At 49.0% G+C, this 3,710-nt stretch carries 4 protein-coding genes; 2 read left to right on the top strand and 2 right to left on the bottom strand.

Annotated features, from left to right (window positions below; translation table 11 throughout):
- Window positions 1–822, bottom strand: an 822-nt coding sequence (locus ABGY95_RS11955; protein ID WP_347441910.1) for a M28 family peptidase, incomplete at its 3' end; no start/stop codon positions are given.
- A 100-nt stretch (window positions 823–922) separates the two neighbouring features.
- Entirely contained in the window at window positions 923–1,834 is a 912-nt protein-coding gene (locus tag ABGY95_RS11950; protein ID WP_347441909.1) for a ParB/RepB/Spo0J family partition protein, read from the bottom strand.
- Window positions 1,835–2,005: 171 nt separating this feature from the next.
- On the opposite strand from ABGY95_RS11950, the gene ABGY95_RS11945 reads away from it, so the two are divergent.
- Both ABGY95_RS11945 and ABGY95_RS11940 read left to right on the top strand, forming a co-directional pair.
- Window positions 2,006–2,620 (top strand): hypothetical protein, encoded by a 615-nt coding sequence (locus ABGY95_RS11945; protein WP_347441908.1) that lies wholly within the window; start codon window positions 2,006–2,008, stop codon window positions 2,618–2,620.
- 19 nt (window positions 2,621–2,639) lie between these two features.
- Window positions 2,640–3,254, top strand: a complete 615-nt coding sequence (locus ABGY95_RS11940; protein WP_347441907.1) for an SET domain-containing protein-lysine N-methyltransferase — start codon at window positions 2,640–2,642, stop codon at window positions 3,252–3,254.
- Window positions 3,255–3,710: the final 456 nt, after the last annotated feature.

Genomic DNA, 3,710 nt, shown 5'->3' with positions numbered 1-3,710 from the left:
ATAATGGTCGTCGAGGAAGGATCCTGAGCTCTTTCCGAAGTGCTTTTTAAGCCCGAGTTTGCTGCGTGCTGCGTCATAGCTGCGGGTGAGTTGTTTTGGTGTGTCGGAGGGGATTTTGATGTTGAGGTTCTCGTGCCCTATCATATCGAGCACAATACCGAATTGTGGTGCTTTTCTGTAGGGGCTGACAGCTTGCGCCACACTCGACTGGACGGCGCGTGAGTAATGAATGCTGCCGTAGAGTCCATCTACCTGGAATGTCATGTTAGGCCCGATAGCTTCTTCGCCATCGAAGAATACGAGCTCGAGTTGTTTGGCCGCTGAAGGATGGTTTTTGTGGAGGTGTTCACCGAGGGCGACGATGGTGGCCACGCTGGAGGCTGCATCGTCGGCTCCCAGAAAGTTGGGGAGAATCTTTGAGTCGATATGGGCTGCAAGGACCCCAGTGACGCTGCGGCTCCATGGGTTTTGGCTAGGGCTAGGTGCGTATCGGGCAATGACATTGGTAAAATGTTTTTCACCTTTGGGTGTCATCTTTTCAAACTTCTGCTTAACGCTGGTCCAGCCGTGTTTCTTAAGTTCGGCTATGACGTAGGACTGGGATTTAGCTAGCCCTAGGGATTCAGGTTGGCGGTGGCCAAAGCCTAGAATAGTTTCTGTGTGGGAATACGCTTTGTGTGCGATCTTATCGGCCACTTCTTTACCGCCTAGTTGTAGCTGTACTCCTTGGCTCACGCTTTGGCGTGTGGATGAGCTGTCTTTGCAGGCACAAAGGGAGAAGGGAATCAGGGCGAGAGCTAAAAAACGCGTAGGAATGAACATGGCCTTAAAGTGAAAAGCGAGCTAGAGCACTTGAGTCTCGGTGTTGCTTGTCGTGGGGCTGAAGGGTGGTGGGCAAGCAGGCGGTGGGCTGGGATCAATGCTAGATTGAAACTCCAAGGAGTTCTAGTATGCGGTTGAGGTCAGCGTTGCCGCTATATTCGATCTCAATCTTGCCTTTTTTACCTGTGTGGTGAAGGTTGACCTTGGTGGCGAAGTCTTTTTCTAACTGGCCTTGTACTTTCTTGATGATAGCTAGGTCGGCAGCTGATGGAGTGTGCTTACTAGGCGTGGGCTCGGTCGGTGGATTGTTAAAATCTTGGGCTAGCTTCTCGGTTGCTCGTACGGTGAGCTTTTTCTTGATGACTATTTCGGCAGTCTGGACCTGAGTAACTGGGTCTTTGATTGCTAGAATAGCCTTGGCGTGACCCACAGTAATGAGGCGTTTTGAAAGGAACCCCTGCACTTCAGGCGTGAGGTCGAGCAGGCGCATTGCATTGGCAACGCTGGCACGGGATTTACCCACGCGCTCAGCAATTTTGTCCTGCTTCATTTTGAACTCCTTGGCAAGGCGGATGTAACCAGCGGCTTCTTCAATTGGGTTGAGGTCTTCACGCTGAAGGTTCTCGATGAGAGCCATCTCTAGCACGTCTTGGTCGTCGACCTTACGGATGATGACTGGGACCTTCTTGAGGCCAAGTCTCTTGGAGGCGCGCCAACGGCGTTCACCTGCGATGATTTCGAGCTGGTTGCCTACCGCGCGTGTGATGAGTGGTTGAATGACGCCATGTTGACGGATAGAATCCATCAAGTCATCTAGCATGCTATCGGTGAAATGCTTACGTGGCTGAAGGGGGGAAGGGATAACAGATTCAATGGCAACCATACGGACATCATTGTCGTGTGTGCCGGGTGCTGTATTTTTTTTTGGAGCGGTTTTCTGAGCGATGGGAGATGGCGATTCCTGCTTCTTAATGAGCGCTCCGAGTCCTTTACCTAATGCCTTTTTTGCCATGAGTCGGCAGCATAGATCTAGTGATGGAAAGAATGCAAAGCTGAATTTTTAGAAATGATGGGTTTTTGTGTGAGATTGCCCTATATCTGTCAAATAGAAGGATTTTCTACACCATGTGGCGCTCGTAGGCTTGACGTGAGGCCTGTAGCAGGGAATCAATATTGCAGTTCTATGATAAAACGCATCTTTTTAGTCTGCCTTAGCCTCGTGGTTAGTGTGCACGCCCAGCAACTCGTCGGTGGCGAGTTCACTCTGAATGAAGCCTCAAGCCAGTCGGTACAGCAATCGGTTCAAAAAATGGGAAACGAAGTACTGAAGTCAAATTTCCGCTATGCGGTCGATAAGATGTACCCACGGTGGAAAATGCGTCAGGCCAAGCGACTTGGAAGTGAAGTGAAATTACTGGAAGCCTTCAACAATGCCGGAGTTCAGATGCAGGAAGCTGGCATCACTATTGATTTGTTTGTGGCACAACCTGCGTTGAAGGCGTATAAGGTGCACCCGAAGATGAAGGTAGGTCGCAGAGAGATTCGTTCGTCGGAAGATGTGACTTATGAATTGCTCGTATTCGTACCGACAAAGATGAAGATGAGCTTCCTCATAGAGAACCAACCTAAGCGTAGTTTTTTACGTGAGAGTTTTCAGATAGCCATAGCGAAGGAAGGAAGCAATGACTGGACGTTTCTAGATGGGGCAACAATCAGCGTGCAAGATCTTCGTAGTCTCTTCCCGCTCCTACCACACAATCTTGTGCTGCCGACCAAGTCTGATACCGAGGTGAAGTAAATTGCTACAGATCTGAGAAATGCCTAAGAAGGACAAAAAGGAGAAAAAGAATGAGAAGCGCTACGATCACCTTAAGAAGATGGCGCGCATCACTCGAATAATGAAGGAGATGTATGAGCGTGGTCAGAGTAAACTCTGTGACGTGCGCAACTCTGATATACATGGTCGCGGGGTTTATGCTGCCACAGATATTTCCAATGAGACGCAGATTATTGAATACATTGGTGAGTATGTGGACAAAGACGAGAGTGAAAAACGTGCGTGGGATCAGGCTGCAGTGGCTGAGAAAACCGGCGACGCTGCGGTGTATATTTTCACTCTCGATGAGAAGTGGGACATCGATGGCGATGTGCCATGGAATGACGCTCGACTGATCAACCATTCATGCGAGCCCAACTGTGAAGCGTGGATCGAGGGCGACCAGATTTTCATCTATTCCCTGCGCGATATTAAAGAGGGCGAGGAACTCACCTTTGATTACGGCTTTGATATTGAATGCTATGTCGACCACCCATGTCTCTGTGGCCGCCCTAGCTGTGTTGGCTACATCGTGAGCCGTGAGCAATGGCCAGAGCTGAAAGAGAAACTTGAAGCGAAAGATGGGTCTGAGAGCGCACTAGAGTTACAAGAGTAACTCGAAGCGTAAGCATTCTATCTAGTGAGCTTTTTCTGATGAAACTTCTAAAAGTTGTGTGGGGTTGGATTATTTCCAGAGAAAAGGCTAAGTTAGTCAACTTACTTGTGAGGTTGCTGAAGTCGCCCGCATCCATAGTGATTGCCTCCATAGTTGTGGCTTTCTATACAAAATGAAGTAAAGGAGTTCTGCATGCTGCGCCTAATGAGGTTAACCCGCTCCTGTAATCATCAAAGCGCATCAATCTTGGGAGAGTGTAAGTCCCCTGACTGGAGCCATGATTGCAGATTACTTTTTGTGCCACGCGATGCAAAAATTAAAAATCCTGTACTGTTGCCTGTTGCCTGTTGCTGAAGCCTAGTCCGGTTTTAGATCACCATTAAGTGTGAAAGACCAACAGTTTCGCTATCAAGGGCACCTCCGGCAACTAGCGTTGGTGGTGCTGGAAAGAATTTC

The sequence above is a fragment of the Rubritalea sp. genome (assembly GCF_039830215.1).
Lineage (GTDB): Bacteria > Verrucomicrobiota > Verrucomicrobiia > Verrucomicrobiales > Akkermansiaceae > Rubritalea.
The sequence above is the reverse complement of the archived record's forward strand: the minus strand, read 5'-3'. Positions and strand labels throughout refer to the sequence as shown.